General features: G+C 41.6%; 22 protein-coding genes. 17 read left to right on the plus strand and 5 right to left on the minus strand.

Annotated elements, in window-relative coordinates; genetic code table 11:
• Nucleotides 1-6: 6 nt before the first annotated feature.
• Entirely contained in the window at nucleotides 7-699 is a 693-nt protein-coding gene (locus AAH582_RS22590; RefSeq protein WP_046672045.1) for an L-ribulose-5-phosphate 4-epimerase, read from the minus strand.
• Between the two features lie 17 nt (nucleotides 700-716).
• The gene (locus tag AAH582_RS22595; protein ID WP_343320688.1) at nucleotides 717-2,405 is read right to left on the minus strand and encodes a ribulokinase; all 1,689 of its coding nucleotides are present in this window, start codon (nucleotides 2,403-2,405) and stop codon (nucleotides 717-719) included.
• 330 nt (nucleotides 2,406-2,735) lie between these two features.
• Between AAH582_RS22595 and AAH582_RS22600 the strand changes: the two genes are divergently transcribed.
• The 17 genes from AAH582_RS22600 (at nucleotide 2,736) to AAH582_RS22680 (ending at nucleotide 22,162) form a co-directional block, all read left to right on the plus strand.
• Entirely contained in the window at nucleotides 2,736-3,440 is a 705-nt protein-coding gene (locus tag AAH582_RS22600; RefSeq protein ID WP_046672047.1) for an NUDIX hydrolase, read from the plus strand.
• 146 nt (nucleotides 3,441-3,586) lie between these two features.
• Nucleotides 3,587-4,237 (plus strand): hypothetical protein, encoded by a 651-nt coding sequence (locus tag AAH582_RS22605; protein WP_046672048.1) that lies wholly within the window; start codon nucleotides 3,587-3,589, stop codon nucleotides 4,235-4,237.
• Between the two features lie 366 nt (nucleotides 4,238-4,603).
• Nucleotides 4,604-6,106, plus strand: coding sequence for a F0F1 ATP synthase subunit beta (atpD, locus tag AAH582_RS22610; RefSeq protein ID WP_046673738.1), 1,503 nt, complete (start codon nucleotides 4,604-4,606; stop codon nucleotides 6,104-6,106).
• Between the two features lie 21 nt (nucleotides 6,107-6,127).
• Nucleotides 6,128-6,376: an ATP synthase F1 subunit epsilon gene (atpC, locus tag AAH582_RS22615; protein ID WP_046673737.1), complete on the plus strand. Its 249-nt coding sequence runs from the start codon at nucleotides 6,128-6,130 to the stop codon at nucleotides 6,374-6,376.
• 397 nt (nucleotides 6,377-6,773) lie between these two features.
• The gene (locus tag AAH582_RS22620; protein WP_046673736.1) at nucleotides 6,774-7,664 is read left to right on the plus strand and encodes a branched-chain amino acid transaminase; all 891 of its coding nucleotides are present in this window, start codon (nucleotides 6,774-6,776) and stop codon (nucleotides 7,662-7,664) included.
• Nucleotides 7,648-9,348 (plus strand): dihydroxy-acid dehydratase, encoded by a 1,701-nt coding sequence (gene ilvD / locus AAH582_RS22625; protein ID WP_046673735.1) that lies wholly within the window; start codon nucleotides 7,648-7,650, stop codon nucleotides 9,346-9,348. Before AAH582_RS22620 ends, ilvD begins: the two co-directional genes overlap by 17 nt.
• A gap of 128 nt (nucleotides 9,349-9,476) precedes the next feature.
• On the plus strand, nucleotides 9,477-11,219 hold the full coding sequence (ilvB, locus tag AAH582_RS22630; RefSeq protein ID WP_343320689.1) for a biosynthetic-type acetolactate synthase large subunit: 1,743 nt from the start codon (nucleotides 9,477-9,479) through the stop codon (nucleotides 11,217-11,219).
• A gap of 8 nt (nucleotides 11,220-11,227) precedes the next feature.
• Nucleotides 11,228-11,818 (plus strand): acetolactate synthase small subunit, encoded by a 591-nt coding sequence (gene ilvN, locus AAH582_RS22635; RefSeq protein WP_046673733.1) that lies wholly within the window; start codon nucleotides 11,228-11,230, stop codon nucleotides 11,816-11,818.
• A 14-nt stretch (nucleotides 11,819-11,832) separates the two neighbouring features.
• Nucleotides 11,833-12,297, plus strand: a complete 465-nt coding sequence (locus AAH582_RS22640) for a DinB family protein (protein ID WP_343320690.1) — start codon at nucleotides 11,833-11,835, stop codon at nucleotides 12,295-12,297.
• A 44-nt stretch (nucleotides 12,298-12,341) separates the two neighbouring features.
• A complete protein-coding gene (gene ilvC, locus AAH582_RS22645; protein WP_046673731.1) occupies nucleotides 12,342-13,823 on the plus strand; it encodes a ketol-acid reductoisomerase in 1,482 nt (493 codons plus the stop codon).
• Nucleotides 13,824-13,957: 134 nt separating this feature from the next.
• Nucleotides 13,958-15,355, plus strand: a complete 1,398-nt coding sequence (gene leuC / locus AAH582_RS22650; RefSeq protein WP_046673730.1) for a 3-isopropylmalate dehydratase large subunit — start codon at nucleotides 13,958-13,960, stop codon at nucleotides 15,353-15,355.
• A 10-nt stretch (nucleotides 15,356-15,365) separates the two neighbouring features.
• Complete coding sequence (gene leuD, locus AAH582_RS22655; RefSeq protein WP_046673729.1) at nucleotides 15,366-15,956, plus strand: 3-isopropylmalate dehydratase small subunit; 591 nt, start codon at nucleotides 15,366-15,368, stop codon at nucleotides 15,954-15,956.
• Nucleotides 15,950-17,428, plus strand: coding sequence for an ATP-binding cassette domain-containing protein (locus AAH582_RS22660; protein ID WP_343320691.1), 1,479 nt, complete (start codon nucleotides 15,950-15,952; stop codon nucleotides 17,426-17,428). The genes leuD and AAH582_RS22660 overlap by 7 nt, the downstream gene beginning before the upstream one ends.
• A gap of 220 nt (nucleotides 17,429-17,648) precedes the next feature.
• The gene (gene leuB / locus AAH582_RS22665; RefSeq protein WP_088163110.1) at nucleotides 17,649-18,722 is read left to right on the plus strand and encodes a 3-isopropylmalate dehydrogenase; all 1,074 of its coding nucleotides are present in this window, start codon (nucleotides 17,649-17,651) and stop codon (nucleotides 18,720-18,722) included.
• Between the two features lie 41 nt (nucleotides 18,723-18,763).
• Nucleotides 18,764-19,927 carry a 2-isopropylmalate synthase gene (locus tag AAH582_RS22670; RefSeq protein ID WP_343320692.1) on the plus strand — a complete coding sequence of 388 codons (1,164 nt, stop codon included), beginning with the start codon at nucleotides 18,764-18,766 and terminating at the stop codon, nucleotides 19,925-19,927.
• A 218-nt stretch (nucleotides 19,928-20,145) separates the two neighbouring features.
• Entirely contained in the window at nucleotides 20,146-21,393 is a 1,248-nt protein-coding gene (gene ilvA, locus AAH582_RS22675) for a threonine ammonia-lyase IlvA (protein WP_070570170.1), read from the plus strand.
• Between the two features lie 253 nt (nucleotides 21,394-21,646).
• Entirely contained in the window at nucleotides 21,647-22,162 is a 516-nt protein-coding gene (locus AAH582_RS22680) for a DUF2911 domain-containing protein (RefSeq protein WP_343320693.1), read from the plus strand.
• 117 nt (nucleotides 22,163-22,279) lie between these two features.
• On the opposite strand, the gene AAH582_RS22685 is transcribed toward AAH582_RS22680, so the two are convergent.
• The 3 genes from AAH582_RS22685 to AAH582_RS22695 all read right to left on the minus strand — a co-directional run bounded on the left by AAH582_RS22685 (nucleotide 22,280) and on the right by AAH582_RS22695 (nucleotide 26,414).
• Complete coding sequence (locus AAH582_RS22685) at nucleotides 22,280-24,163, minus strand: sodium:solute symporter family protein (protein ID WP_343320694.1); 1,884 nt, start codon at nucleotides 24,161-24,163, stop codon at nucleotides 22,280-22,282.
• A 42-nt stretch (nucleotides 24,164-24,205) separates the two neighbouring features.
• On the minus strand, nucleotides 24,206-25,105 hold the full coding sequence (locus tag AAH582_RS22690) for an endonuclease/exonuclease/phosphatase family protein (RefSeq protein ID WP_343320695.1): 900 nt from the start codon (nucleotides 25,103-25,105) through the stop codon (nucleotides 24,206-24,208).
• A gap of 94 nt (nucleotides 25,106-25,199) precedes the next feature.
• The gene (locus AAH582_RS22695) at nucleotides 25,200-26,414 is read right to left on the minus strand and encodes a glycoside hydrolase family 130 protein (RefSeq protein WP_343322371.1); all 1,215 of its coding nucleotides are present in this window, start codon (nucleotides 26,412-26,414) and stop codon (nucleotides 25,200-25,202) included.

Genomic DNA, 26,414 nt, shown 5'->3' on the forward strand with positions numbered 1-26,414 from the left:
TCAGCATTATTGACCATAATAGGCATTGTTTCCATGTTTCCGTTCGTAATGCTTTTTGATCAATGCAGGCTTTAATCGAGGTGCATTCGGGTTGATCTGTTCTGTCAACCAAGCCATTTTCGCCACCTGTTCCAACACCGCACTGTTATAGACAGACTTTATTCCGGTTTTACCCCAAGCAAACGGCGCGTGGTTGCCAACCAGAATCATTTCCACTTCTTGATAGTCCAGCTTATTTTCGACAAAGTGATTGATAATTTGAAACCCCGTTTCATGTTCGTAGTTTCCGGCGATCATCTCATCGTGCATTGGTGGGGCACAAGGAATATCGACGGTCAAATGATCGGCATGTGTCGTTCCAAAAATGGGAATATCCCGCTGTGCCTGTGCCCATGCTGTCGCATAGGTGGAGTGTGTATGTGTTATACCGCCAATCTCTTTCCACTGTTTATACAATAGGGCATGGGTTTTCGTATCTGATGATGGCCGAAGATTACCCTCAACCACATGACCATCAAAATCTACAATCACCATATGTTCCGGTGTAAGCTCCTCATAAGGGACCCCACTGGGTTTAATGGCAAAAACTTCATGGTGACGGTCAACAACACTCACATTTCCAAATGTAAAAAGCACCAATCCCAGCTGGGGCAATTGCATATTGCAATGGTAGGCTTCTTCTTTAATTGAATTATACATGATTAAAATTTGAATGGTTAAACAGTAATGGCGAGCGATTCCTTTCCTTCGACAAAAGCTCCCAGCGCCCGGTAATGTGCATAGCGCTCGGCATAAATGGACACCCATTTTTCCTCAGGGATATAAGTCCGTTCAAAACCTTGTCCCATTGCCTTCATGGCGTCCTCGACCCGGTTATATAAACCAGCAGCTGTTGCGGCAAACATGGCTGCGCCAATGGCACAAGTCTGTTCACTTTTATGAATACGGATAGGCATATTCATCACATTGGCCATCATTTGCATAATAAAAGGTGATTTTTTGGCAACTCCGCCTAAACCGATCAAGCCTTTCACAGGAATACCCTGCTCCACGAAACGGTCAACAATAGCCTTTGCGCCAAAACAAGTCGCTTCGACAATCGCTCTGAAGATCCGCGGCGCATCTGTTCCGAGGTGTAAGCCTGTGATCGCCCCTTTCAAGGATTGATCCGCATCCGGAGTTCGGCGGCCATTGAGCCAATCTAAAGCTAATTCTGATGTTTCTGTTACGGGAAGTAACGCAGCCTGCTCACTTAGACTGACCAATAGTTTCTCTTCCAACGTTGCGATCAACTGTTCCCGCGTTCGTTCATCGATCTCTTCAACATCTTGTATCAAATTTTTCGTTGGCCATAGCAACACCTGTTTCAGCCAGGCGTAAGCATCACCAAATGCCGACTGTCCAGCTTCCATACCAATCATTCCCGGTATAATGGAACCGTCTACCTGACCACAGATCCCTTTCACCAGGGTATCCTGAACCTCTTCTCTTGGAGCAACTAACATATCACAGGTTGATGTCCCCATCACCTTACTCAGATAATAGGGCTCAATTTGTCCTCCAACTGCCCCCATGTGGCAGTCAAATGCACCTACACCAACAACAACTGCTGTTGTGAGACCTAGTCGTTGCGCCCATTCTTCGGAAAGTTGGCCAACAGGTTTGTCAGCTGTATAGGTTTCAGAAAATAAACGATCGACCAAACCGTCCAACAACGGATCTAGTGATGAAAAAAAGGAATTTGGAGGTAATCCACCAAATTCTTCAGCCCAAAGCGACTTATGCCCCGCTGAGCAAACCCCTCGTTTCATAGCGGACACCTGTGTTCCGCCAGTCAATAGAAAAGGAATATAATCACAATGCTCCACCCAGCTATAGGTGGCGGCACGCACCTTTTCATCAGTCCTAAAAACATGAAGTAATTTGGCCCAGAACCATTCCGAGGAGTATATTCCGCCTACATACTTCAGATAATCCACCGAACTATTTTGATTGTGCAGGTTGATTTCTTTAGCCTCTCTAACGGCTGTATGATCTTTCCATAAAACAAACATGGCATTGGGGTTGTCTTTAAACTCGTCCAACAACGCCAATGGAACCCCCGCTGCGTTAACGGCAACAGGGGTAGATCCTGTTGTATCTACGGAAATAGCCTTTACAGCCGAGCCGATATTGCCGAGCCCCGATTTGAGCAAGCAGTCTTTTATTGTCGCTTCCAGGCCTTCGATATAATCCAAAGGGTGTTGTCTAAATTGACTTAAAGCAGCATCACAATACACCCCTCTTTTCCAACGCGGGTAGTAAAATACGGAAGCAGCTATTTCCTCGCCATTGCTAGCGTCAACCAACACCGACCGGACTGAATCACTTCCATAGTCCACCCCAATGACATACGATTTATTCATTTTTGCTGAATTTGGTTTATAACTTATAATTGTCTCTAACGCCTTACTTTCCAATCCTCCCCTTTCCGAAGTACGCCTTGAAAAAATAATTAGTGTCAAATAAACATTTATTTTTTTAAATATGAAAGAAAATTTTCATATTTAAAAAATTGAGCTAACTTCATGGCGGCAAATTATGATTAACCCGAGCCCGCAATATTGGCTTACAAAAGCCTTTAAAGGGATGTGTCAGACAATTATTATACTTATTTTTAGCTATTTACTTTTTTACATAGTTTTGCTCATGAAATAAATGGGATGAAGTCAGATAAAAAGATAAAACGATAGACGATGGAATATTATAAAAAAGATTCAGGGATCCTTTTGGCAGTAGACTGTATCATATTTGGATTTAACGGAGAATCCCTGGAAGTACTTTTAATTAAACGCGATTTCGAACCAGAAAGAAATAAATGGAGTCTAATGGGTGGATTCGTTCAATCCGACGAAAGTCCCGAAGAGGCCGCGAGCAGGGTGCTTAAACAGTTAACCGGACTTGAAAATGTATATATGGAGCAATGTAGTGTATTCGGAGAACCGAAGCGCGAGCCTAGCGATCGCGTTGTCAGTATCTGTTATTTTGCGCTGATTGATACGCAGCAATACAGACATATCCTAAGTGACGATTACGAAGCGCAATGGTTCCCATTGCGGGAACATCCCAAATTGATCTTCGACCATGACCAAATGATCGCTTCGGCGCAGCATCGCCTACGCATGAAGGCAGCCTTATATCCAATATTATTTGAACTGCTTCCCGAGAAATTCACGATTCCCCAAATTGCAGCACTTTATGAGGGTGTTTACAATATTGAGTTGGACAAGCGAAATTTCAGCCGAAAACTGCTTTCCTCAGATCTCATCATCAAACTGGAAGAAAAAGATAAGGAAAATTCAAAAAAAGGAGCTTACTATTTCAAACTAAATACCGCTATCTATAAGGAAAAAATCATGTCCTTCTTACGTTATTTACCCAGCTGGTCAATAGAATCATAATTAAATAGCATGCAAATCAGGCATAGGAATAGGAATATATTTCACTTTCAATTTTCGTTTTTTCAATAATTCCTTATATTTATCACGAGCATATCCTTTTTGCAATTAGGATATGTTGAATAAACGCATTTTATAAAATAAACAACATGAGCAAATTGAGATTAGCATTTATATTCTTTACGATTTTATTTATTTCATCATATACAGGATTACAGGCACAAACCCCTGTTGCTGCGCCGGCTACCGCAGCAGCGCAACAGGCTAATGCCTTTAAATATAGTCCGGATGGATTAAGAAAGGGAAGCTTGGCAAATCAATTTGACCACCTGAATTATATTTCGAAAAATAACTATGATTTTAAGATGGTGCGAAAAACCAATCTCGATATTGTGAAACGAAATGTAATTGATACTGTAGCAAAGCTTCAAAAAGAAATCAGCTCGTTGAAATCATCTTCAAGCAACTATACCTCGAATACCAAAACGTTGCAAGATTCTATTCAAGTTTTAAAGGATCAATTGGCGCAGGAGAAAGAAAAAACAGAAAGCTTTTCTTTCTTGGGAATCAATACATCAAAAACTTTTTATAGCACTGTTGTTTGGACGATCATTGCGGTATTGGCAGCAGCAGCATTTATCTTTTTATTTTCTTATCGGAAAGCGAAAGTGGACACGGTGGAATTTCAAAAGACGGCGGAGCAATCACAAGAAGAGTTCGCCACTTTCCGCAAAAAGGCAATGGAAAAAGAACAACTGCTCAAGCGACAGCTGCAAGATGAACTGAACAAAAAAATCTAGCCCTGTTTTTCATAAAACAGCAGATTAAAAAAATCGACCTGTAACGAATCCATGAAGCATTCTGTTACAGGTCGATTTTTTTAATCCGGTTCAGTTCCTAGAAACGAACAAAAGATTCATCGAAGAACAGTGGTAAATTTCAAAAATACATAGCAGGATAAAAGAGAAAAACTATATTTGCAGGGATAGAAATCGAAACATTCAGAATTACAATAGATAACATTTTGACCTACATTAATAAAATTGTAATTTAATTGCAAATTCTATTTGTTTTTAAAAACGAATAACCTTATTTTTGCTGACCAAAAAAGAGGCCTTTTATGTCTCTTATATAAAATTGATTAATAAATATTTAGTCCCTATAATATGCCCAAGATTGGTAAAATAGCGCAGATTATCGGCCCAGTTGTTGACGTCAACTTCGCCGACAGTGAAAATCTACCTAAAATTTACGATGCATTGTACATTCAAAAAGAAAATGGACAACGTGTTGTATTAGAAGTTCAACAACACTTAGGTCAGGATCGTGTACGTACAATTGCCATGGACGCAACTGAAGGTTTAGTTCGCGGAATGGAAGTTGTCGATACTGGTGCTCCTATCAAAATGCCTGTTGGTGAAGAAATCAAAGGTCGTGTATTCAATGTAGTTGGTGATGCCATAGACGGGATCCAAAATTTGAATAAAGAGAATGGTCGTCCTATCCACAACGTACCTCCTAAATTCGAAGATTTGTCAACTGAGTCCGAAGTACTTTTTACTGGTATCAAAGTTATTGACCTTTTAGAGCCATATGCTAAAGGTGGTAAAATTGGTTTATTCGGTGGTGCCGGTGTAGGTAAAACTGTATTAATCCAAGAATTAATCAACAATATCGCAAAAGGTCACGGTGGCCTTTCTGTATTTGCCGGTGTAGGTGAACGTACACGTGAAGGGAATGACTTATTGCGCGAGATGTTGGAGTCAGGTATCATCAAATATGGTGAGCACTTTATGGAAGGCATGGAAAAAGGCGAATGGCCTTTGGACACTGTTGACCACGAATTGATGAAAGATTCAAAATGTACATTCGTATTCGGTCAAATGAACGAGCCTCCAGGTGCACGTGCGCGTGTTGCTTTATCAGGTTTAACAGTAGCGGAATACTTCCGTGACGGTGATGGCGAAGGTCAGGGCCGCGACGTATTATTCTTCATCGATAATATCTTCCGTTTTACACAAGCAGGTTCTGAAGTATCTGCCCTATTGGGTCGTATGCCTTCAGCAGTAGGTTACCAACCAACATTGGCAACTGAGATGGGTTTAATGCAAGAGCGGATCACTTCAACTAAAAACGGATCAATTACTTCGGTACAAGCCGTGTATGTACCTGCCGATGACTTAACTGACCCTGCTCCAGCGACAACTTTCGCTCACTTGGATGCAACGACAGTATTATCTCGTAAAATTGCTGAGTTAGGTATCTACCCTGCTGTGGATCCTTTGGATTCTACATCGCGTATCCTTTCTCCTGCTGTTTTAGGTAACGAACACTATAACACTGCACAACGTGTAAAAGAAATTCTTCAACGTTACAAAGAATTGCAAGATATCATTGCTATCTTAGGTATGGACGAGTTATCGGAAGAAGATAAATTAACGGTTCACCGCGCACGTCGTGTACAACGTTTCTTATCTCAACCTTTCCACGTTGCAGAGCAATTTACAGGTTTAAAAGGTGTATTAGTAGACATCAAAGATACCATCAAAGGTTTCAATATGATCATTGACGGTGAAGTAGATGAGTACCCTGAAGCTGCCTTCAACTTAGTAGGTAACATTGATGATGCTATTGAAAAAGGTAAGAAATTATTAGCAGAAGCAGTTTAATCTAGATTATATCTAAGAATAATGAAATTAACAATTATCACTCCAGACAAATTAGCATTCGAAGGCGAAGTAACTTCGGTTACTGTACCGGGCACTGCGGGTTCTTTTCAAATTTTGAAAGACCACGCTGCCATCGTGTCTACTTTGGAAGATGGAAAAGTAATTATTCAACAAGGTAAAGGTGAACAAGAAGTGTTCATTAAAGGTGGTGTTGTGGAAGCAAAAGACAATGTCATTACCGTACTTGCTGAAGGAATTATCGGAGATTAAATCAAATCGATTTTATAAAATTTTAAAAGCTTCCGATATTTCTATCGGAAGCTTTTTTTTTAAAGTTTTTTTGGCATTTTCATCATTTTAGGAAGAAAATTGACCATTGTAACAAAAAATAATTTTTTGAACCTGTAGACCAATTTTAAATACGGTATACGACTAACAAAATATAAAATCGAAAAACACCGATAGCTATAAAATAAAATTTTATAATAACATGTTTAATAAAATTTTATTCTAAATGCAAAATTAGCACTTTACCTATTGCCAATTATTGTAATTCCTGCTACCTTGAGGAAATGAAAATCGAAAGTTTTTATAGAAGCTTGAGATAGCATGATTTACCACCAAACCACAACAAAGGGAACGATTATACTAAGGTAAATTTTGGGTTATGAAATATTACGACAAAAACACATTGATTTATTTGGACGGAGCTTTCGTAAAAGCTTCGGAAGCGGCATTGGATCCCTTTGCTCAATCGCTACATTATGGATATGCGGTATTCGATGGTTTACGTGCGTATAACACCCACAATGGACCACGTATCTTTAAGGCTGACAAGCATTTCGACCGTTTAAAGAAATCATGTGAAGCGGTTAATATTCCTTATCGTTGGAGCAATAGAGAACTGATCGACATCTGTTATGAGCTCTTGGCTAACAACAACCTTCGAGAAGCCTATATCCGTCCATTGGTATTGACCGGTTCAAATATGCACTTAACCTCATCCACCGAAGCGACCCTCATGATGGCAGCTTGGGAATGGGGGCCATATCTTGGTCAGAACCTATTAAAGGTATGTATCTCTGATATCAAAAGACCTAATCCAAAGTCGTTTAAAATTGACTCGAAGATCTCTGGGCAATATGTAAACTCCATCCTTGCGACAACAGAAGCAATCAGAAAGGGTTACGACGAAGCTTTAATGCTCGACCACGAAGGCTACGTTGCCCAAGCATCCAGTGAAAATATTTTCATCGAAAAGGATTTCAAAATCTATACGCCGCCAGCGAAGAATATCTTTCCGGGTATTACACGCCAGACGGTAAAAAACATTTGTAAAAAATTGAACTTCGAAGTCATTGAAAAGCAATTGACGGTAGAAGATATTTACACCGCTGACAGCGCTTTCTTATGTGGGACTGCGGCAGAAATTATCGGCATCAAACAGGTCGATGATGTCATCTACAAAGAAGGCTGGGAACACAGCATAGGTGCATCGATTCAAAGAAGATATAAAAATTTAGTATTAGAGAACGAAAACTATGAAGTCATCATCTAACGGCGAAAACGCAATGAACAAATACAGCCGTACATTTACACAAGACGAAACACAACCTGCTGCAAAAGCAATGCTTTATGGCATCGGTCTTACGGATGCCGACATGGACAAAGCACAGGTCGGTATTGCCAGCATGGGATATGATGGTAATACGTGTAATATGCACTTAAATGATTTGGCACAAATCGTCAAGAAGGGCGTTTGGAACAATGATTTAGTGGGGTTGACCTTTGGAACCATTGGCGTCAGTGACGGTATGAGCAATGGTACCGATGGAATGCGTTATTCGTTGGTAAGCCGTGATGTGATCGCTGATAGTATCGAAACGATCTGTGGCGGACAATATTATGATGGCTTGATCTCTATTCCCGGCTGTGATAAAAACATGCCTGGTGCGATTATGGCAATGGCACGTTTGGACCGCCCCTCTCTAATGGTATATGGCGGCACCATCGCTCCAGGCCACTATAAAGGGGAAGAATTAAACATTGTGTCTGCATTTGAAGCATTGGGACAACGCATCTGTGGCAATCTTTCCGATGAAGACTATGAAGGCATTATCAAACATACCTGCCCTGGTGCTGGTGCTTGTGGCGGTATGTATACGGCAAATACCATGGCTTCTGCCATTGAAGCTTTGGGCATGAGCTTACCCTACTCTTCTTCCAACCCAGCGATCTCGGAAGAAAAGAAAAATGAATGTTTAGAAGCAGGAAAACACATCCGCACGCTGCTTGAGAAAGATATCAAACCCTCTGATATCATGACGCGGAAAGCATTTGAAAACGCGCTACGTACCATTGTTATCTTGGGCGGTAGTACCAATGCGGTACTTCACTTTATTGCAATAGGTAAAGCCGTAGGTGTCGACATCACGCAAGACGACTTCCAACGCATGAGCGATGAAACTCCTGTATTAGCTGACTTTAAACCGTCTGGAAAATACTTAATGCAGGATCTTCAGCAATACGGCGGAACTCCGGCTGTCATGAAATATCTTTTAAATGAAGGATTACTTCATGGTGACTGTATTACAGTAACTGGAAAGACCGTTGCTGAGAACTTGGCTGATGTGAAATCAATCATGGAATATGATCAACCGATTATCAAACCCTTGAGCGATCCAATCAAAGCGACAGGACACTTACAGATTCTTTACGGGAACTTAGCAGAGAAAGGTTCTGTTGCCAAGATCTCCGGTAAAGAAGGTGAAAAATTCACTGGTCCTGCACGGGTATTTGATGGTGAACATGATTTGGTAGCTGGTATTGCTTCTGGGCGAATCAAACCAGGCGATGTGGTCGTGATCAAAAATGAAGGTCCTGTTGGCGCTCCAGGTATGCCTGAAATGCTTAAACCAACCTCCTTGATTATTGGTGCCGGCTTGGGTAAATCTGTTGCATTAATCACCGATGGCCGTTTCTCAGGAGGTACACATGGTTTTGTCGTTGGACATATCACACCAGAATCTTACAAAGGCGGATTGATCGGCCTGGTAAATGACGATGATATCATCGAGATCGATGCCGTCAACAACAGCATCAACGTACTTCTTTCGGATGAAGAGATTGCGCAACGTCGTGCAGCTTGGGTGCAACCAGCGTTAAAAGTTAACAAAGGAGTTTTATACAAATACGCTAAAACTGTTGCCGATGCCTCAGAAGGCTGTGTAACAGACTTATAGAAAACCTAAAAATGGAGACATTTTGCCTGTAAAGATCTCAACAAACGAAATCTCATCGCAAATGTCTCCAAATCGAATAGTGAAATACGAAAAAGACTGAATAATCAACAACAAAAAAAATCAACGTAATGAGTACACTGGAAATAACAGAAAATAAGGCCGCTACAACGCAGCACACTCCGACACAAATTTCGGGATCGAAAGCTGTATTGGAGGCCTTATTGAGCGAAGGAGTTGATACCGTATTTGGTTATCCTGGAGGGGCAATTATGCCAATCTATGATGCCCTTTATGATTATACGGATCGTCTGAAGCATATTTTAGTGCGCCATGAACAAGGTGGAATCCACGCGGCGCAAGGTTATGCAAGAACTTCAGGTCGTACTGGTGTCGTCTTTGCGACAAGTGGCCCTGGAGCAACAAATCTGGTTACTGGACTGGCTGATGCCATGATTGACAGCAATCCTATTGTCTGTGTCACAGGCCAGGTATTTGCTTCACTATTGGGGACAGATGCATTTCAAGAAACAGATGTCATCAATATCACTGCTCCGGTCACCAAATGGAACTACCAAGTCACTGACGCAACTGAAATTCCAGCTGCACTCGCGAAAGCATTTTATATTGCCAGCACAGGTCGTCCAGGACCAGTATTGATCGATATCACCAAAAATGCACAGCTACAATTGTTCGATTACTTCGGTTATGAAAAATGCAATCATGTACGCAGTTACAGACCTGCACCACAAGTTCGCAAGGAATATGTTGAACAAGCAGCAGCCTTAATCAACAGCGCAAAAAAACCGTTTGTTCTTTTTGGGCAGGGCATCATTCTGGGAAAAGCAGAGGAAGAATTCAAAGCTTTTATCGAAAAAACTGGGATTCCTTCAGCAGCAACCGTAATGGGATTAAGTGCACTTCCAACGGATCATAAACTTCACGTCGGGATGTTAGGTATGCACGGTAACTATGCGCCAAATGTCATGACCAATGAATGTGACGTCCTAATTGCCATCGGTATGCGTTTCGATGACCGTGTAACAGGTCGTTTGGATAAATATGCCAAACAGGCAAAAGTAATCCATTTGGACATCGACCCGGCAGAGATTGACAAAAACGTACAGACAACCGTACCGGTATGGGGCGACTGTAAGGAATCACTTCCTATGCTAACGGAATTGGTAAACGCCGCAGATCACTCCGCTTGGTTGGAACAATTCCGTGAACTTGAAAAAGAAGAAATCAAGGAAGTCATCCAAAACGAACTTCACCCACAAACCGATATTATGACCATGGGTGAGGTCATCCATGTGTTGAATGAATTGACAGGTGGTGATGCGATCATTACAACGGACGTAGGCCAACACCAAATGGTGACTTGTCGCTATGCTAAATTCAACAACAGCAAATCGAATGTAACCTCCGGGGGGTTAGGAACGATGGGCTTTGGTCTTCCGGCAGCAATCGGTGCCTGGTATGGCGCGCCAGAGAAAACTGTCGTAGCAATCATCGGTGATGGTGGTATACAAATGACGATCCAGGAGCTGGGAACAATTATGCAATTTGGTGCAAAAGTCAAAATCATGATCCTCAACAATGAGTTTTTGGGCATGGTACGCCAGTGGCAGCAATTATTTCATGACAAACGTTATTCATTCGTGAATATCACGAGTCCTGACTTCGTTGCTGTTGCGAAAGGCTATTACATCGATGGACAAAAGATTTCGGAACGTAAAGACTTACGTAATGCACTGAAAACCATGATTGATCACGACGGAGCATATCTATTGGAAGTGATGGTAGGTAAGGAAAACAATGTATTTCCAATGGTTGCACAAGGAACATCGGTATCTGAGATACGTTTAAAGTAGAATTTGACATGGAAAAACAAGAATATACCATCACCCTATATACAGAGAATTCAATCGGTCTTATCGGTCGGATCTCAACAATCTTTTCAAGAAGAAAAATCAATATTGAAAGCTTGAATACTTCCCCTTCTGAAGTAGAAGGAATACATCGTTTTACCATCGTAATCACGGAGGCTGAAGATGTTCTGCGTAAACTTTGTCGTCAACTGGAAAAACAGATTGATATCCTCAAGGCCTATTATAACACCAATGATGAAGTGATCTGGCAAGAACAGGCGCTGTATAAAGTACCGGCGGATGTTGTCAATGAAAAAGTATATGTAGAACGTTTGTTGCGTCAATACGGTGCCAATGTGGTTGTGATCCGCAACGACTACATCGTCTTTGAAACCGCCGGTCACCGTGAGGAGATCGATAAATTGACAGAAGAATTGACCAAATATGGTTTGATCGAATTCGTCCGTGGCGCACGTATCGCTATCATTAAAGACAGTGCGGGTTTCCACTCTAAGTTGGTTCAGTTTGAAGCCAAGGAACCATCGATGGAAATTGTGGAGAACGAATATCTCGATAAAAGAGATGATGTATTTACGATGTAATCTTTAATGGTATTATGCAAGAGACATTTAAATTTATCTTAAAGTCACGTCAAAAATTCATTGAATTACTTGACGGTCTTTCGCTTGAACAGCTTAACAAAATTCCCTCGGGATTTAACAACAATATCATCTGGAATTTTGCCCACATTGTCGTCAGTACACAGACCTTAGTCTATGTCCGTACAGGTATTAAAACCGATACGACTTGGGTAAAATATAACGAAGATTATAAAAAAGACACTAAGCCAACCCGCTTTGTCGAACAAGCCGAGGTTGACGAATTGAAAGAAATCGCAATCCACAGTATTGAGCAAATTGCTGCAGACTATGAAAACGGTGTTTTCGGAGAAATCACCTCCTTCTCAACAGCAACCTATGGCTATCCAATGGATACCATTGAAGAAGTTATTGCCCTGACATCAGGTCACGATAACGTTCATTTCGGTTACGCCATGGCGCAACGCAGATTAGTACAATAATTAAAATAAATAATCAACAACCATAACAGAAAGAAAGTAAAACAATGGCAAATTATTTCAACACCTTACCGCTTAGAGAGCAGTTAGAACAATTGAGTCACGCTGAATTCATGGATAACACTGAATTCACGGACGGTGTAAACGCTTTAAAAGGTAAAAAAATCGTAATCGTAGGATGTGGTGCACAAGGCTTGAACCAAGGTTTAAACCTAAGAGATAGCGGACTGGACGTTTCTTATGCTTTGCGTAAAGAAGCTATTGAACAAAAAAGAGATTCTTGGAAAAATGCTACGGACAACAACTTTAACGTAGGCACTTATGAAGAATTGATCCCATCTGCGGATTTAGTTATCAACTTGACGCCAGATAAACAACATACGTCAGTAATCAACGCTGTCATGCCGTTGATGAAAGAAGGCGCTACATTGTCGTATTCACACGGTTTTAATATCGTTGAAGAAGGAATGCAGATCCGTAAAGATATTACTGTCATCATGGTTGCTCCAAAATGTCCGGGTTCTGAGGTTCGTGCAGAATACCTACGTGGTTTTGGTGTTCCTACCTTGATCGCTGTACACCCGGAAAATGATCCACAAGGAAAAGGCTGGGCTGAAGCAAAAGCATACTGTGTAGGAACAGGTGGACACAAAGCCGGTGTATTGAAATCTTCATTTGTAGCCGAGGTAAAATCAGATTTGATGGGTGAGCAAACGATTCTTTGTGGATTGTTGCAAACAGGTTCAATATTATCCTTCGACAAAATGATCGAGAAAGGCATCGAAGCTGGTTATGCGTCCAAATTGGTACAATATGGCGTGGAAGTAATTACAGAAGCCTTGAAACACGGTGGTGTGAGCGGAATGATGGACCGTTTGAGCAATCCAGCAAAAGTAAAAGCGTTTGAGATCTCTGAAGAATTGAAGGATATTATGCGTCCATTATTCCAAAAACATCAAGATGATATCATGTCAGGTCACTTTAGCAAAACCATGATGGAAGATTGGGCAAATGGTGATGCGAATCTGTTGAAATGGAGAGCTGAAACTGGTGAAACTGCATTTGAGAAAACACCGGCTGGGGATGTTAAAATCAACGAACAAGAATACTTCGACAACTATACACTGATGGTTGCTTTCATCCGTGCAGGTGTTGAATTGGCATTCGAAACAATGGTTGAAGCAGGTATCAAGCCAGAATCAGCATATTATGAATCATTGCACGAAACACCGTTGATCGCTAACACAATCGCTCGCAAGAAATTGTTCGAAATGAACCGTGTTATCTCTGATACAGCAGAATATGGTTGTTACCTATTCGACCAAGCTTGCAAACCTTTGTTGGCCGACTTCATGAAAACTGTCGATACTGACCTCGTCGGTAAAAACTTCAACGAGGGTAGAGACGCTGCAGTTGATAACGCACAATTGGTTGCCATCAATGAAATTCTGCGCGATCACCCTGTAGAAATCGTTGGTCGCAAATTGCGTAAGGCGATGACTGCAATGAAAGCAATCAAAACTGTTTAGAAGTCCATACGAAATTATACATGCTCCAAAAATCATGAATATTTCGTAATTTAGTATATCGAAATCAAGGTGATATTGAGACATTTGCAATATCACCTTGGTTCATATAAAAATAACATAAGAGAGATTAAAAAATGTCAAAAACATTAGTAGAAAAGATTTGGGATGCGCACGTCGTCAAGCGTGAAGAAGGGTTTCCTGATATTATATATATCGACACCCACTTGATTCATGAAGTTACTTCACCTCAAGCTTTCGATGGCTTGCGTAAAAGAGGAATCCCAGTTTTTCGTCCAAAGCAAACGGTAGCTACTGCCGACCACAACGTACCGACACTCAATCAACATTTACCGATCAAAGAAGAGCTATCCCGTTATCAAGTTGATATGCTCACCAAAAATTGCGCTGAATTTGGCATTGAATTATATGGTTTGGGGCATCCATACCAAGGGATTGTACACGTTATTGGTCCGGAGCTGGGTATCACCCTACCAGGTAAAACGATGGTCTGCGGCGATAGTCATACCTCAACACATGGTGCTTTTGGAGCTATTGCTTTTGGTATTGGAACCTCTCAGGTTGAACAGGTCTTCGCAACACAATGTTTGTTGCAGTCGAAGCCAAAAACAATGAAAATTGAAGTCAACGGTACCCTTCAAAAAGGTGTTGGAGCAAAAGATATCATCCTATATATCATCTCTAAAATCTCTGCTGCGGGCGGTACAGGTTACTTTATTGAATATGCTGGTTCAGCAATCCGTTCATTAAGCATGGAAGCACGTATGACCATTTGTAACATGAGTATCGAAATGGGTGCACGTGGAGGCTTAATCGCTCCGGATCAGATCACTTTCGACTATGTAGAAGGCCGTGAATTCGCACCGAAAGGTGAGGAATGGGATCAAGCCTTAGCATACTGGAAAACATTGTATTCTGACGAAGATGCCATCTTTGATAAAGTGTTGACTTTCGATGCCGCAGATATTGCACCAATGATTACCTACGGTACTAATCCGGGTATGGGTATGGGTATCGCGGAACATATTCCAGCCACTAGTGCACAACCGGAATCAGAAAGACCATCATACCAAAAAGCATTGGATTACATGGGCTTTAAAGATGACTCAACAGTACTAGGCAATCGTGTTGATTATGTGTTCATCGGAAGTTGTACCAATTCCCGTATTGAAGATTTACGTGAAGTAGCTTCATTTGTTAAAGGCAAGCAAAAAGCACAAGACGTTGAAGTATGGATTGTACCGGGCTCAAAACAAGTAGAAAAACAGGCTAAAGAAGAAGGCTTGGATAAAATATTTGAAGCAGCAGGATTCCAGCTGCGTGAACCAGGATGTTCGGCATGTTTAGGTATGAACGAAGATAAAATCCCTGCTGGTAAATATTGTGTATCGACTTCAAATAGAAATTTCGAAGGACGTCAGGGACCGAATGCCCGCACCATGCTGGTATCACCTTTGACAGCAGCAGCTGCGGCAGTAACAGGTAAAGTAACAGATGTAAGAGAGTTGATCTAAGCAGAAAAAAATGAAAAAATTTGAAACTTTAACGTCCCAGGTAGTCCCGCTACCTATCGAAAATATTGATACCGATCAAATTATTCCCGCACGCTTTCTAAAAGCGACCACGCGTGAAGGTTTTGGTGATAATCTATTCCGCGACTGGCGTTTTGACACAAACAATCAGCCCAAAACTGACTTTGTATTGAACAACCCGACCTATACAGGGAAAATATTGGTTGCCGGTAAAAACTTTGGCTGTGGCTCAAGCCGCGAGCATGCCGCATGGGCTATTCAAGACTATGGCTTTGATGTGGTCATCAGCTCATTCTTTGCCGATATATTCAAAGGAAATGCTCTCAACAATGGTGTATTACCGATTCAGGTACCCGAAGAGTTTTTGGCAAAAATTTTCGAATTGGTGCACCAAAATCCGACAACGACGATTATCGTTGATCTTGAAAAACAAACAGTCATGTTGACAGAGACGGGCGATCAATTTGAGTTTGAAATCAATCCATACAAAAAATCATGTTTGATCAATGGTTATGATGACATTGATTTTATCCTTAACCAAAAAGATTCAATTGAAGCATTTGAAGCAAACAGACAATGGTAGATCCTGTCGTCCATATTGCCAATTTAACTCTTCAGTACGGTAAAGATACCGTACTGCAAGACTTAAATTGGCAAATTTTTCCTGGCGAGCAATGGATCTTGGGCGGTCCGAGCGGCACAGGAAAAACCACACTTGCGAAAGCAATTGCCGGGCAATTGAAGTATGAAGGTAAGATCACATTCCACGTTGATCCAACGAGCCCACTGCCGGCAAAAATCCACTACGTTTCCAATTGGTTTCAGTTTACTAATCTTGAGGGCGATCGCAATTTCTATTATCAACAGCGCTACAACAAATTTGCAAAAAACGATACACTAACGGTTTTTGCTGAACTGAAACATTTTGCAAAAGAAGAACAGCTTTCTTTTGAAAACGTACGTTCTTACCTGAACATTTTTGGCTTCGAGAATTTCAAAGATCAGCAGTTGATTGAACTTTCGAGTGGCGAACACAAAAGACTGCAATTGATCAAGGCCTTGTGGCTTCAACCTCAGGTGCTCATGATCGACCAGCCTTATACAGGACTGGATGCACAGTCCAGAAAAGATCTCAACCAGATTTTCGATCAGCTTGCGGATAAAGGCGTCACCTTGCTGTTGATCAGTAATGATGACGAACAGCCGGACTGTATCAATCGTTTTGCGGAGATTCAGGAAGGTAAAATCAGGATTCGCCAACGGAGTGAAGAGCTATCCAAAGGCTTGCCCCGAACAAGAAAGGCGCTGCCTTATTTTCTGCAACAGGCCCCTCAGGTATCCGCCCAGGTCATGGTAAAAATGAACAAAATCAATATTTCATATGGCGAAAAACAAGTCTTAAAGAATATTGACTGGGAAGTAAAAGCCGGTGAAAAATGGTTGCTGCAAGGGCATAATGGGTCAGGAAAATCCACCTTGCTCAGTTTAATCAACGGAGATCATCCACAGGCCTACGCCAACGACATCCATCTTTTTGGCAAAAAAAGAGGATCTGGAGAAAGTATTTGGGATATCAAAGAACATTTGGGTATTATATCGCCAGAATTGCATTGGTACTATGATATGAATGCCAACGTTGGACAGACTATTGCTTCTGGATTTTTTGACTCCATGAGCCTATACCAACGCTTAGGATTTGAACAACAGCAAAAGCTCGAGCAAATTCTCTATTTTTTTGACCTCAAAGAGGTTAAGCACAAAACCTTGGGATCATTGCCCTTAGGTCAACAACGCTTGGTCCTATTGGCTCGCACGATCGTGAAGCATCCAGAATTGCTAATTTTGGACGAACCTTGTCAGGGTTTAGACCAAGAGCAGACCCAGTATTTCAACGATGTCATCGATGACCTCAGTAAAAGTGGCCAAACCCTCATTTATTTAGGGCACTTCCAGACACAACTCCCAACCTGCATTGACAATAAAATCGTGTTGGAAAAAGGAGAAGTAAAGGCTATATCCGAAGTTATCCACAAAAAAGAAGCTTTATCAACATAAAAAATGTGGAAAACATGAATAAATTCGAAAATAAGAACTAAAAAAGAAAGATCATATCAAGATGTCGGCAGAAAAGCTGGAAATCAAAAGTCAGAAAGAGACAAGTAAGTAAGTAAGTAAGTAAGTAAGTAAGTAAGTAAGTAAGTAAGTAAGTAAGTCTTAGACCTAGAATCCAAAATTTCAATATCCCTATCTCTGATAGCTCAATACTAAAAATACAATGAAGAAAAATATTTTAATCATACCTGGAGATGGCATTGGCCAAGAAGTAACGACTTGGGGTAAAAAAGTTTTAGAAAAAATCGGTGAAAATTATGGTCATGAGTTCAGCTTTGATGAAGCTATCATGGGCCATACTGCAATTGAGGCTACAGGCAACCCGCTGCCTGATGAAACATTAGCGAAAGCAAAGGCTTCAGATGCGATCCTTTTCGGTGCCATTGGCCATATCAAGTATGATAATGATCCTTCTGCTAAAGTAAGGCCTGAACAAGGCTTGTTGAAAATCCGTAAAGAACTAGGTCTTTACGCAAATCTTCGTCCAATCCTTTTATTCGATGAGTTATTGGATGCTTCAAGCTTAAAGCCCGAAATTCTTCAAGGTACAGATATTCTTTTCTTCCGTGAACTGACAGGTGATGTCTATTTTGGTGAGAAAAATCGCAATGAGGATAATACCTTTGCTTCAGACTTGATGAATTATCACCGTTACGAGGTTGAGCGTATCGCACGTAAAGCTTATGATGCAGCACGCACGCGTAACAAAAGACTATGCTCTGTTGATAAAGCCAATGTATTGGAAACATCCCGCCTCTGGAGAGAAGTTGTCCAGGAAATCGCAAAAGAATATCCGGATGTTGAAACCGAGCACATGTTTATCGATAATGCGGCCATGCAATTGGTGAAAAATCCAAAGAAATTCGATGTTGTATTGACAGCCAATCTTTTTGGTGATATCCTGACAGACGAAGCGTCACAGATCGCAGGCTCGATGGGCATGTTGGCTTCTGCTTCCGTAGGTGATGGCACAGGCTTCTTCGAACCTATCCACGGCTCTGCACACGATATCGCTGGTCAAAATAAAGCAAATCCATTGGCTTCAATTTTATCTGCAGCCTTGATGCTTGATATTAGCTTTGGTCTACAGGAGGAAGCTAAAGCGGTTACCAATGCTGTTGCTGAAACATTAAAAGCTGGTTGGAGAACCGGTGATATTGCCAACAGCAGCACAGAAGCTTCAAAAATCTTAGGTACTCAGGAAATGGGTGAAAAAGTATTGGAGTTTATTAAATAGTATACCCTTTTTAATTTGTAAATCTTTTGAATTAAGAAATTATGTTACACGATCCTAATCATCTTTACATTTTCGACACCACTTTACGTGATGGCGAACAGGTACCAGGCTGCCAATTAACTACTTCAGAGAAAATTGAGATTGCTAAAGACCTGGAAAAACTAGGGGTGGATATTATCGAAGCCGGTTTCCCAGTGTCTAGCCCTGGTGATTTTCAATCGGTCGTCGAATTATCTAAAGCGGTAAACGATGTCATTATATGTGCATTGACCCGTGCCAATCAAAACGATATTGACGTGGCTGCCGAGGCATTAAAGTATGCCAAGCGCCCTCGTATCCATACCGGTATTGGTTCTTCGGACATGCATATCAAATATAAATTCAACAGCACCAGAGAAGAAATTTTAGAACGTGCTGTTGCGGCCGTAAAACATGCCAAATCCTACGTGGAAGATGTCGAGTTTTATGCAGAAGATGCCGGTCGCGCAGACTTGGCATTTCTAGCTAAAATGGTTGAATCGGTTATTGCTGCCGGTGCTACGGTAGTCAACATCCCGGATACAAACGGTTATTGTCTACCAGACCAATATGGCTCAAAAATCAACTACCTCAAGGAAAATGTACGCAATATCGATCAGGCCATTATTTCGGCACATTGTCACAATGACTTGGGACTTGCAACAGCAAATTCTATCGCTGCAATACAAAATGGTGCCCGTCAGGTGGAATGTACGATCAACGGTATCGGTGAACGTGCAGGAAACACGTCACTTGAAGAAGTAGCCATGATCCTTAAAGTGCACAACCAGTCGTTTGGAAGCTTAACATCAAATATCGATAGCCGCATGTTTACGTACTTATCGCGCAAGGTAAGTGAAATGATGAACATGCCCGTGCAACCGAATAAGGCGATTGTTGGTCGCAACGCCTTCGCACACAGCTCGGGGATTCACCAAGATGGTTTCCTAAAACACCGTGAGAACTATGAGATCATCAGACCAGAAGATGTTGGTTTGGTTGAAGCTGATATTATCTTAACTGCACGTTCAGGAAGACATGCTCTTAAGCACCATTTGGAGCGTTTAGGCTTTCATCTTGAAAAAGATGATTTAGCTGATTGCTATCAACGTTTCTTGGTTTTGGCCGACGAAAAGAAAAATATTTGTGATGATGACCTAAAAAGCCTCATCCAAGAAAAAATATAAAAAAAAGGAAGGCTGCAGATGCAGCCTTTTTTTATCATAAATACATTTTTTTAAAAAGGATCCAAAAAATGATACGTTGCTAATTATTATTTTATCATACGTACAAACGATCTTCCATTTAAAATCAACAAAATTTAAATACTATATAGGTAGAATCTCTCATATAACAGCGAATATCTGCGTTTTATTTGCTACCTTAACTAGGCAATCATCTAACAATGAATCTATCAACCTTAAACATCAATTCAGAAGCTACGCTTGACCGCATCAAGTCTGTGGTCAACAGAACACCACTTCAATATAATCGGCATCTATCCGAAAAATATGGCGCTGAAGTCTATCTCAAACGGGAAGATTTACAAGTCGTACGTTCCTATAAATTACGCGGTGCCTACAATAAAATTATTTCCTTAACAGCGGAAGAGCGACAACGGGGCGTTGTGTGTGCGAGCGCAGGCAACCACGCTCAGGGCGTTGCTTTCTCCTGCAATAAACTCGACATCAAAGGCGTGATATTTATGCCGGGTCCGACACCACGCCAAAAGATTTCACAAACGGAAATGTGGGGTAACGGTAATGTAGAAATCATCTTGACCGGCGACACTTTTGATGACTGTCAAAAAGCAGCGCTGGCTTATACAGCAGAGCATGGCATGACGTTCATTCCGCCATTTGATGATCTCAAAGTTGTGGAAGGACAGGGTACTGTAGCCGTGGAAGCTTTACAAGATCTTCCCGATATGGACGCCATATTTATCCCAATTGGCGGCGGTGGACTTGCCGCGGGAGCGAGCTATTACCTAAAAAGTAAAAACAACGCAATCAAATGCTATGGCGTTGAACCCGAAGGAGCCCCCTCCATGCAAGCGGCCTTGACACACGGCGCACCGATCGAGCTCGAGCATATCAATAAATTTGTTGATGGCGCCGCCGTTAAAAAAATCGGTGCAACGACGTTTGAAATCGCCAAACAATTGCTGGATGATACACGCTCCATTCCGGAAGGAAAAATCTGTACCTGTATCCTAGAACTGTACAATAAGGATGCAATTGTCGTTGAGCCTGCAGGCGCTCTATCCGTGGCCGCTCTTGAATTTCACAAAGATGAAATAAAAGGCAAGAAAGTTGTCTGCATCATTTCCGGCGGAAACAACGATATCGACCGTATGAGTGAAATCAAAGAATTGTCTCTACTTTACGAAGGGTACAAGCATTATTTTATCGTTCGTTTCCCACAACGCCCTGGTGCATTAAAACTCTTCGTTTCTGAAGTATTGGGACCTAAGGACGATATTACCCGTTTTGAGTTTATCAAAAAAACAGAACGCGAAAGAGGTCCAGCGCTAGTGGGCATTGAGCTCAACAAACCTGAGGATTACGAAACATTGATTGAACGCATGAAAGAATATAAGTTTGATGTCATTGAAATCAATAAAGACCAGACACTATTTGAATATCTTGTATAGATAATAGGTATAAATGAGAAAAGCCAGGATATGAATCACTGGCTTTTCTCGTTTTATATAACCAAACTATTCCACCCAAAGTCTTCAAAAAAAATGAACAATTCCATAACTTAAAAAATCGTATATTTCCGTTATTAAAAGATATCCAATAGCTTAGGAGAGAGCGATAAATTATTTTTATTTGACCAAAGGCATATTGCATATAAAAAGTAATTTATCTAAGTTTAATTGTTTAATCAATACTATACGAAAAATGAGAGTACTAATTTTAACGATTCTGACCTTAATAGGTCAACTTACTTTTGCTCAGACCGACAAAAGTAAACGCCCAAGTCCTCCAGACAACACTAAGGTGACCACCACCGATGGTGTCACGATTGACATTCATTATAGCCGCCCTTCATTGAAAGGCCGTCAGCTTGGTGTTGATATCGCTCCTATCGGCATTGTATGGCGTACTGGAGCAAATGAAGCGACCACCATCGAATTTAATAAAGATGTATTGGTTGAAGGCAAGAAATTAGCTGCTGGTAAATATGGCCTTTACAGTATCCCTGGAGAACACGAAACAACAATTATGTTCAATAAAGTGTGGAATCAGTGGGGAACAAAATATGATGCCAACGAAGATGCTTTACGTGTTTCAGTCAGCAATGCTACAGCAAGCAATTCGCAGGAACAGTTTAAGATCAATGCAACGCCGCAAGGAACCGTTTCTTTGGAGTGGGGACAGTATGTCGTTCCATTTACGGTTAAAGCGAGCAACTAAACGCAAAACACATTATCACGGTAATCGGTACGGTACGATCGTTTTTTAATCAAACAGGCCGTTCGATTACCTGATTCTTCTCTTCGCTCAGCCCCATTTTAAAAACTTATTTGCTTATCAATCTGCTTTATTCATTCCGTATTTTGTCATAAAAGCATCGTATTCAGCCTCATCGCGACACATCTTGTCATACCAATTCTTTTTAAGGATCAACGTCGTAATACCCAATATCAGTATGCTGGTCAGTAAGCCCTGTCCCTGTTGAATCACAATATACATCGGGATCAATGTCAAACAACATTGCCATATTATCCCCACCCCAACATTAAATAAATCGCGCTTAAAGTGATTGTTCCTTTTAAGATCTGGGTATTTCTGCAACGCTTTCTGGTGAATTGGTCCCCAAAAGCCCCATGGACGAACACGGACATAAAAATCGACAAGCACGTCGTCTTCAGTAGGTCTGGACAACCAAGTTCCCATCAGACAGCCCAGCAGCGATAGGACAAACAAAAACGGAAAATAATAAAGCGGCAAGGTATGGGGAAAGAACTGTGGCAGAATAATCGCACCGAATATACCTGTCAACATTCCCCAGAAAAAACCTGTCCCATTAAATCGCCACCAGTGCCACTTGAGCACATTCGCGGCAATATACCCGCCATAGAGTGCTGAAACGATCCACTGCAGCACCGAATTGATGTTTTGGACATACAATCCGATGATCGTGCTGCAAACAACCACAGAAACAGAAACAATATAACTCAACCGAATCTGCTTTTTAGGCGAAGCCGAACGATAAAAAAATTTCAGCAAGACATCATTGACCAAATATGCCTGTGCCGCATTTATCGTTGAAGCAAAAGAAGACATAAACGCAGCCAGAAGTCCCGCCAACAATAAACCTGTCAATCCAACCTTTCCAAAACGACTAATTGCTTTGGGTAAGATGATCTCGAAATCCATATGGCTTCCCATTGCTGTAAACTCATCCCGAAAGAAAACAAGAGCCAATACCGTAAAACCCATGATCATCAGATAACGCGGTATCAGCAATATAACAGATACCGAGCCGCTCATTAATGCAGCCTCTTTGGGTGACCTACAAGCCAGAATCTTTTGCATATCATAGTTGGCCGCGGGCCCAGCCATACTCATGAAAATACCTTTGAAAAGCATCATCATCACAAATATGGTAAACAGGTTGTATTGATCGTCGGCTATTCGATCCATAATAGAAGGAAGTAAGTTACTCCAGTCCATATCCAGGTGCCAGCCAAAGAAGGGAGAGTCCCAACCCTCAGGTGTATTGGCGGCCAACAATTCAGGGCTCACCTGCTGCATGGCAATCACCGCGATTGCAATGCCGGATACAATCATGATTGCAAATTTCACCATATCTGCCCACACAATACTATGCATGCCGCCAAGCATGACATAAAATGTCGTTATGGCTGTGAAAAATATACCATATAGCTGTGGAACATGCATCGGGTCAATGGTCAATGGAATAAAGCGTGACAGCTGTTCCCAAGGGAAGAATACTTCCATAAATTTACCGATCCCAATAAATCCATAACATAGAAAACCCAATACCGCTACAATAGCGTATAAAATGACGATAGTGTAAGCTCCATCTGCACCCTTACCATGCCCAAAACGGGTTCGGATCCATTCAGCTCCCGTCAAGACATTTGAACGCCGCAGCCATACCGAAAGGTAAACCATCAGGAAAATCTGATTGAAGACAGGCCATAACCAAGGAATCCACATACTTTTAAGGCCATAGACAAAGGCAAGATAAACCATCCACATTGTGCCCGAAATATCGAACATCCCCGATGCATCAGAAATACCAAGCATATAGTAAGGAAGGGACTTCCCTCCTAAGAAATAAGAGTCGAGGTCCTTAGAAGCTCGCTTTTTAAGAATCAGGCCAATGACAATCATCGTCAGCAAATAACAGACAATGATAAATATATCTATTACGGAAAGTTCCATGAATAATCTTCTCGTGGTCAACCGCAATCTACAATTATATTTCTACTTCTCCAATTGACCGATCACGACCGAAACGGGATAGTGATCCGATATACCTTCAAGATCAGGACCATTGTGCACTTCGACCTGCTGAACGAAAGGCGACAATCGCTCCGACAATAAGATATAATCAAGTCTTTCCGACACTTCAGCTAACCGGCTGTCGCCCCAATTCCAGCCATAAAGCGTGGCTGTCGGAAAACTGACCCGCTTATTTTCCGGAAATACCATACGTCCGATACAATCATCAAAACCTGCAGCAATAAAAGCCGACAGTACACTATAATCAAAACGTTGTCCACGCATATTGCCATATTCGGGATGCGCTTGATCCCAATTCAATAAATTCTTTCTCAGGGACTCTTTGTGTTCCAGCCAAATTGCATCCAACGGAGAATACGCATTGAGGTCCCCCATGATCATACAGTTATTCAAGGAATTACTTTTGATATAATCCACAATCTGCTGCGCTTCCTTCAATCGATACTTCCAGGAAAAAGGACTGAGATGCGTGACTATAATGTCAATATCTTTAATTTTAACATGCAGCATGCCGTGCCAAAACCTATCTACCTGGGCTTTGATCAGGGTAATCGGATAGCGAGACGTGATCCCTACGGGATAGCCCTTCTCCTTCAGTAAGATGCTGTAATGGTGTCCGTAGGATTCGGCCAACTGTTGAAGATTGGCCTGTTTGAAATCGACCAGTTCTTCTAAAGCAACAATATCGGGTTGCTGCTGATTCATCCAATGGACAAATTTATCCGCTTTTGCTTTCGTACGCTCAAACCCATTCCAGATATTGTAAGAAATTATCTTTAGCGGTTGATCGGCCTGAGATTTCACTGTCAAACACAGAGAAAGTAAAGCGATCACCCCATAAAACTTGATCAGATTTTTCATTTGTATACTCCTAAATATCGATTTTATAACAAACAACAAGCCGGGCTTATACGATTTAAGTAGGAGACCAGCTTTCAATTTTCACATCCTATTATCAGGCCCGTTTCACATCGTTTCGGGAACAAACTCCAGATTCCATGGCATATAGCGCATTGCGATCAATAAGCTGGAGGACATTGCCGACCGAGGTTGCCGAGCGAAGGCCGTCGGGTGCTGTATTTAGACAGTAATCCAAAAGCCGGTCGACCGAAGATACAGCAACATGCATTCGTGTATCACTTGAAGCGTAATAGATATAAATCATACCGTCGGCATTCATGATCCAACCGTTGGAAAACAACACATTGGAAACATCACCGATCCGCTCTTCTCCCTCCGGCGCCATCAGATAACCTGCAGGCTCGGCGATCAATTGACTCGGATCATCCAGACTAGTAAGATAAATATAGAGCACATAGCGTAAGCCTGCAGCTGTCCCACGCACACCATGGGCGAGGTGTAGCCAGCCCTTCGCCGTTTTTAAAGGCGCAGGTCCCTCACCATTTTTAAGTTCTTTAATCGTATGATAAAAACGTTTGTTGATAATTTGCTCTTCAACAACAACAGCGTTTTTAATATCATCAATTAATGACCATCCAATTCCGCCACCACGTTTCGCTAGGATAAAATCATCCTGTGGCCGTGTATACAAAGCATATTTCCCCTGTACAAATTCGGGGTGCAATACGACATTCCGCTGTTGACTACTCGCTTTCAAATTGGGTAATCGCTCCCAGTGCTTCAAATCTTTTGATCGAATGATGCCTGCTGCGGCAATGGCACTGGAGAGATCTCCAGGACCAGCGGCTGTATCGCGTTTTTCACTGCAAAAAATACCATATACCCAACCGTCTTCATGCGCAGTTAGACGGATATCATATACATTTGTTTCCTCCTCATCCAAATCAGGAAGAGCTAATGGCTGATCCCAAAATCGGAAATTGTCGACCCCATTTTCACTTTCTGCTATCGCAAAAAATGATTTCCGGTCAGTCCCCTCAACACGAACAAACAAAAGGTACTTTCCTTGCCAGTAGAGTGCCCCTGCATTCATTGTTGAATTGAAAGTGATTCGCTCTAGAAAAAGAGGGTTTGTTAATGGATTAAAATCATAACGCCAGGTCAAGGGGATATGCTCTTTGGTAACAACAGGATATAAATAACGCTTAACAATTTTTCCGGGATTAGATAGTTCGACATTGGCTCTTTCCAATAATAAGCGTTGTGATTCGATAATGTAAGCTTGCTGACGTACAAATGATTCGGCCAT

Origin of the sequence: Sphingobacterium multivorum (genome assembly GCF_039511225.1) — a bacterium.
Taxonomy (GTDB): Bacteria; Bacteroidota; Bacteroidia; order Sphingobacteriales; family Sphingobacteriaceae; genus Sphingobacterium.